The sequence below is a fragment of the Hydrogenophaga sp. 70-12 genome, assembly GCF_001897365.1.
Classification (GTDB): Bacteria; Pseudomonadota; Gammaproteobacteria; order Burkholderiales; family Burkholderiaceae_C; genus Hydrogenophaga; species Hydrogenophaga borbori.
Map to the genome: position 1 here is coordinate 1 of NZ_MKSS01000379.1, position 5967 is coordinate 5967.

The 5967-nt window shown below is 71.0% G+C and carries 6 protein-coding genes; all 6 read right to left on the reverse strand.

From position 1 onward, the window contains the following. A partial coding sequence (locus BGO22_RS19320) for a GNAT family N-acetyltransferase (RefSeq protein WP_286852246.1) occupies nt 1-471 on the reverse strand: 471 nt, incomplete at its 3' end. Between the two features lie 46 nt (nt 472-517). Further along, complete coding sequence (locus tag BGO22_RS19325) at nt 518-1723, reverse strand: HDOD domain-containing protein (protein ID WP_286852247.1); 1206 nt, start codon at nt 1721-1723, stop codon at nt 518-520. 18 nt (nt 1724-1741) lie between these two features. Then, nucleotides 1742-2965 carry a flagellar hook-associated protein FlgL gene (gene flgL / locus BGO22_RS19330; protein ID WP_286852248.1) on the reverse strand — a complete coding sequence of 408 codons (1224 nt, stop codon included), beginning with the start codon at nt 2963-2965 and terminating at the stop codon, nt 1742-1744. A gap of 5 nt (nt 2966-2970) precedes the next feature. Next, the gene (gene flgK / locus BGO22_RS19335) at nt 2971-4884 is read right to left on the reverse strand and encodes a flagellar hook-associated protein FlgK (protein WP_286852249.1); all 1914 of its coding nucleotides are present in this window, start codon (nt 4882-4884) and stop codon (nt 2971-2973) included. A gap of 15 nt (nt 4885-4899) precedes the next feature. Further along, nucleotides 4900-5742, reverse strand: a complete 843-nt coding sequence (flgJ, locus tag BGO22_RS19340) for a flagellar assembly peptidoglycan hydrolase FlgJ (RefSeq protein WP_070401011.1) — start codon at nt 5740-5742, stop codon at nt 4900-4902. Nucleotides 5743-5747: 5 nt separating this feature from the next. Then, nucleotides 5748-5967, reverse strand: a 220-nt coding sequence (locus tag BGO22_RS19345; protein WP_286852250.1) for a flagellar basal body P-ring protein FlgI, incomplete at its 5' end; no start/stop codon positions are given.

Genomic DNA, 5967 nt, shown 5'->3' on the forward strand with positions numbered 1-5967 from the left:
CGGCAAGGCCAGCCCGCGCCGCACCGGCAGGCGCCGCTCGACCACCTCGAAACCGAAGCGGCGAAAAAAGGCCTCGGCGCTCAAGCTGACGTGGGCGTGCAGCTCTGAGAGCCCCAGCAAGGCCGCTTCCTCGTGCACCCGCCACATCAGCGCGGCGCCGATGCCGCGACGCGGGTGCTGCCCGGACACGAAGAATTGGTCGATGAGGCCGTTGGCCTGGAGATCGGCGTAGCCCACGATCCGATCGCCATCGAGCGCCACGAACGGCGCCAGGGCGCGCACGCGCTGGGCCCAGGCGTCCCGCTCCCCCTCCTCGGGCAACCAGGCCTGGATCTGCTCGGGCGTGTAGTCCCGGCTGGCGATCGACTGAATGGCCGAGCGGTGCACGTGGAACAGGGCGAACTCGTCGCCGGCTCGAAAGCGGCGGGTGCGCAGGGTGCTGGGAAGCGGCTTGTCTGTCGGGGCGGTCATGGGACGAGTGTGCACACTTTGGCGCACCCCACCCACGAACCCGGCTTCAGTGCGCCAGCCGCTCCGAGCGCCGGCCCGCGTGGTCGCGGCTGGTGGCCAGCATGCGCAGCAGGGCGCGGTTCACCTGCTCCAGCGTCAGCTCGTGGCGGCGGCACAGGGTTTCCATGCGGTCCAGCCGCTCCGGGTCGCCCATGGCGCGCGCGATGTCCAGCAGCGGGAAGTAGGGGCCATCGTGGCGCAGCACCGCGTCGGTCACCCGGCCCGCCAGGGGCAGGCGGTGCAGCAGGTCGGCCAGGGGCTGGTGCAGCAACAGGTCGAGCTGCGAGAGCGCCGCGGTCGTGTAGACCTCGGCGCGCAAGAGGTCGTCGGAGCCGGTCGCCAGCAGGTGCTGGGCCAGGCGCGACCGCATCACCATGGCGTAGCGCACGGGCTGCAGGTCGATGTCGGGCTCGGCCTCCGGCACCTGCTCGGTGAGCCAGCGGCCCAACTCGCGGAAGCCCAGCATCATGATGGCGTGGCGCAGCGAGCCGATCTCGCGCCGCAGGCCGTAGGCCGCGGAATTCACCAGCATGAGAATGCGGTAGATCAGCACCGGGTCCTGGCGCACCACGCGCTCCAGGTACTCGACCGAACATTCCTCGTCGTCGATGGCCTGCAGCACCTGGCGCACCACGCGCGCGTCGTAGTGCAGCGGCTGGCGTTTGTGGGCGCGCAGCACGTCGACCGCGGGCCAGCCGAGCACGGCGGCGGCCTGGGCCTGGTCCAGCACCTGGCGCAGGCGCTCCTGGGTGTCCACGCCTTCCACCATCTGGCCGGGCATGGGCTCGATGCGGTCAAGGGGCTCCAGCGTGAACAGGTTGCGGTGCTCGACGCCCGGCGTGGGCCGCCCCCGCAGCGCGCTCCAGTCGCCGTGGCGCACCAGCAGGTGACCGTTGCGCCGCGCGAGCGACAGGCGCGCCAGCGTTTCCTGCGCGCCGAACAGCGCGGCCGGCACCTCCAGCAGGGTGTTGAGCACGGGCGGGCAGGCCAGGGCCTGCTGCAGCAGGCGCGGCGTCTGCAGCGACAGCAGCAGCGGCGGCGCGCCCTCGGGCCAGTCGTCGCCGATGGCCTGCAGCAGGTGGTGGGCGTCCACGCCCTCGGGGTGGATGGCGCGCACGCACAGGCGCACGCCCGCGAGCTCGCGCGCGCGGTTCCACAGCGGCACATAGGCCATGGCGACGCTGTCGAGGACGGTGTGCGCTTGCATCAGCATGGGGGTTCGTCGGCGCGCTTATTTGATGTAGTCGAACAGGGACATGCGCTGCACGGTGGCGTAAGCCTGCAGGCCGGCGTTGAGCGCGAGCTCCTTGTTCTTGAAGTCGGAGATGCCCTTGACCATGTCCAGGTCGACCAGGCGCGATTCCTCCAGCTCCAGGTCGGTGCTGCGGTTGTTCATCAGCAGGTCCATGGAGTCGGCGCGGTTGAGCCATTCGCCGGCGCGCCCGCGCGCCAGCAGCACGCGGTCGTGCCCGGCGTCCACCTCGGTGAGGGCGCGCCCCAGCGCCTGGGTGCGCAGCGCCGATTCGCCCGCGCCCTGGTAGCGCAGGGCGTCGATCGCGCCCTGCACGACGGAGAAGATGTCGGTGGTGCCGGTGGCGGGGGCGAGGTCGATGCGGTCGCCCGCGGCCGGCTGGCCGTTCATTTCGAAGGACAGGCCATCGAAGGCCACGGTCTTGCCGGCCTCGTAGGGCACGCCCGCGTGGCCCGCCACGGGGGTGCCCGTGGTGGTGTTGGTGATGGTGTACTGGATCACGCCGCCCACGTCGGCGAAGTCCACGCGGTAGTCGTCGCCGGTGAGCGCGGTGGCGTCGGTCACCTGCCCCAGGCTGGTGTTCACGCCACCGGTGTTGCTGGTGGGCAGGCTCAGGGTGAAGCTGCCATTGCCCTGCGGGATGCGCATCCAGATGGCGTCACCGTCGAGCGATTGGGGCAGGGTGCCGTTGCCCGCCGCGGGTTGGCCGCGCTGGCCCTCGAACTGCACGCCGGTGCCGCTGGGCCCGTACAGGTCGACGAAGGGCGTGGGCGCGCCGCCCAGGCCGCCGAACAGGGTGCGGTCGTTGTTGTCGGTGCGGTTGGCCACGGCCAGCAGCTGCTCGCGCAGGCCTTCGAGCTGGCGCGCCACGTCCTCGCGCTCGGCGTCGGCGAAGCTGGGGTTGCCGGCGGACACCAGCAGGTCGCGCACGCGCTGGATCAGCTCGCCCGATTCGGCCAGGCCGGACTCGGCCTGCTGCAGGCTGGTGCGCGAGGCGTCCAGCGCGCGCAGGTCGGCCTGCACCCGCGTCATTCGGTTGCGGGCCGACTCGGCCAGCGTGGCGGCCACGGGGTCGTCGCTGGCCTTCATCACGCGCTTGCCGGTGGAGATGCGCTCCTGCTGCTTGGCCAGGTCGTACTGGCGCGTGGCGAGCTGGTCGATGGTGCGGTCGAACTGGTTGGCGGTGGCGATGCGGAAGCTCATGGCGGTCAACGTCCCACGGTTTGCAACAGGCTGTCAAAGGTGCTCTGCGCGATCTGCAGGAACTTGGCCGAGGCCTGGTAGGCCTGCTGGAACTGCAGCAGCCGCGCGGCTTCTTCGTCGAGGTTGACGCCGGCCACGTTGCTGCGCGCCTGCTCGGCCGCCGTGGCCACGCCGGCCGAGAAGTCGGCCGCGAACTGCGCGCCCTGCACGCGCGTGCCCAGGTCGGAGAACAGGCTGACGTAGCCGTCGGACAGCGGCACGCCGTCGAAGGTGGCGAGGTCGCGCAAGGCCAGCATGCCGCTGGCGTTGCCGGCGCTCTGCGCGACGGCGTTGGACGGCGAGGCGCCAATGGAAAAGCTGTCGCCCGCGGTGGGGTTGCCGCGCAGCGTGAGGCTCCAGCCATTGAGCACGATGGCCTGGCCGGGCTTGAAGTTGTAGCTCGGCGGCGGGCCGGCGTTGTCGGGCGGGGGGTTGCCCGGGCCCAGGCCGGTGGCGCTGAAGCTGCCGTCGGCGTTGAAGGTGATGGTGACCGGGTCGGTGAGGTTGGCCGAGTTGTCGACCGCGTAGAGCTTCTCCACGCTCAGGCTGCCCGAGTTGCCGGTGCCGGGGGTGACCATGACGGGGCTGGCCACGGCCAGCTGCTCGGGGGCGTCGATGGCCACCTGCAGGTTGCGCGCCGCCGCCTCGAATGGCCGGATGCGGAAGCGGTCGCCCGGCACGGCGCCGGCCGCGTCCACCTGGAAGCTCAGGCCATCGACCTCGGCGGGCAAAGCGCCCACGCTGGTGGTGTTGCCGTCGCTCAGGCGCACGATGCTGAAGCCGCCGGCCTCCACGCGCAACTCGTAATCGGAGGCGATCAGCGCCTGCGGGTCGCTCACCACGGCGCTCACCTGACCGGTGCCACCGTTGGCCGGCGACGCCAGGCCCTTGGCGGCCGCGGGCGGCACGAAGAAGTTCTGTCCCGGGTTGCCCTTGAGGTCCAGGCCCAGCGCGTGCTGCTGGTTCACCAGATTGGCCGTGGCCAGGGCGATGCGGCCGAGCTGGTTGGCCGCGGCCGCCAGGTCGTCGTTGAGGAAACGCACCACCCCCGCCAGTTCGCCGCCGCCCAGCGAGCCATCGGCCAGCGCGGTGGACACACCGCCCTGCACGAAGTTGATGGTGATGCGCGACGAATCCATGGGATCGGTCTGGGCCGCCAGCTTCGCGGCCTGCGCCCCCAGCACCAGCGGCTGGCTGCCGGCCACGAACACGTTGACCGATCCGGCATCGCCGGGCACGGTGCTGATCTGAACCTTGTCGCTCAGCTGGCGCAGCAGCTGGTCGCGCTGGTCGTACAGGTCGTTGGGTGTGTGCGCGGTGCCGGCCGTCTCGATGATGCGCTGGTTGACCTTGGCCAGGTCCTGGGCGATGCGGTTGATGTCCTCGGTGACCGACTTCACCTGCTGCTGCGTGGTGTTGCGCATCAGGTCGAGCTGGCCCGCGCTGTCGCGCAGCCGGCTGGCGAATTCGTCGGCGCGCGCGATCACCACCGTGCGCGCCGTGAGGTTGCCCGGCGCCGAGCTGAGGTCGGTCCAGGCGTTGAGCATGTCGTTGAGCGCCGTGCCCAGGCCCTTCTCGCCGGTGGGGAACACGGTTTCCAGCTGCTCCAGGCGGGCCAGGCGCGCCGCGTCCGCCGCGGCCACCGAGCCGGTCTGGCGCGCCTCGCGCGTGAGGTACTCGTTGTGGGCGCGCTCCACCGTGGTCATCTCCACGCCCTTGCCGAAGTAGCCGCCGCCGGTGAACTGGTAGCCCGCGCTGGACAGCACCACCGTCTGGCGCGAGTAGCCGGGCGTGTTGACGTTGGCGATGTTGTGGCCGATGACCTGCAGCGCCGCCAGGTTGGTGTTGAGCGCGCGGGTGGCGATGTTGAGTGAGGACATGGCTCAGGCTCCCCTTCAGCCTTGCGCACGCTGAAGGCTCAGCGTGGTGTTGATGGCCCGGCCGAGCTTCTCGGCGTAGGACGGGTCGGTGGCGTAGCCGGCGCGCTGCAGGCCTTTGGCGAAGCCCTGAACGGAATGCAGCTGATCCATCACGCCCTCGTAGCGTGGGCTGTTGCCGATCAGGCGGGCGTAGTCGCGGAACGACTCCTCGTAGGAGTCGTAGGCGCGGAACTTGGCCGTCACCTTGCGCGGCTCGCCATTGATGTACTCGGTGGTGGTGACCTCGGCGACCTTGCCTGTCCAACCGCCCGTGGCCTTGATGCCGAACAGGTTGTGCGCGGGCGAGCCGTCGGCGTGGCGGATCTCGCCACGGCCCCAGCCGCTCTCGTGCCCGGCCTGGCCCAGCATGAAGGCGGCGGGAATGCCCGATTCGCGCGCCACCGCCAGCGCGGCGGCGCCATGGCGCTCGACAAACGCGCTCTGGCGTTCGCCGGCGCTGGCGCGGCCCACGGTGCTGGGCGTGGCGGGCGCGTCGGGCAAGGCCTGCGTGCCGGACATGCGGCCGGCGAGCTGGCGCTCGATGGCTTCCGACAGGCCGCCCGGCAGGCCGGTGAGCTTCTGCGCGAACTGCTGGTCCAGCAGGTCGGTGCCCAGGTTCTCGCCCTCGCTGTCGAACAGGCCGCTCTTGCTGGTGGCTTCGCGCATGCTCTTGATGAGCTCGCGCATGAACAGGGCCTCGAACTGCTTCGCGGCCTCCTTGAGCGCGGCCTTGCTGTCGCCCGCGCCCTTGAGCGCGTTGAGCGCGTTCGGGTCGGCGGCGAGGCCGCTCGGGGAGGTGAAGGCGCTGCTGCCGATCATGGCCGTCAGATGATTTCGAGTTCGGCGTTGAGCGCGCCGGAGGCCTTGATGGCCTGCAGGATGGCGATCAGGTCCTGCGGCGTGGCGCCCAGGGTGTTGAGCGCCTTGACCACCTCGCTGAGCTGCGCGGCCGGGCCCATGTGGATGAGCGAACCCTTGTCCTGGCTGATCTGGATGCTGGCCTGCTCGCGCACCACCGTTTCGCCGCCCGAGAACGGCGCGGGC

Excerpts from the sequence above, each read along its gene's own strand:
- BGO22_RS19325 (WP_286852247.1), bottom strand. The coding sequence starts at position 1,723 with ATGCTGATGCAAGCGCACACCGTCCTCGACAGCGTCGCCATGGCCTAT.
- flgL (WP_286852248.1), bottom strand. The coding sequence starts at position 2,965 with ATGAGCTTCCGCATCGCCACCGCCAACCAGTTCGACCGCACCATCGAC.
- flgK (WP_286852249.1), bottom strand. The coding sequence starts at position 4,884 with ATGTCCTCACTCAACATCGCCACCCGCGCGCTCAACACCAACCTGGCG.
- flgJ (WP_070401011.1), bottom strand. The coding sequence starts at position 5,742 with ATGATCGGCAGCAGCGCCTTCACCTCCCCGAGCGGCCTCGCCGCCGAC.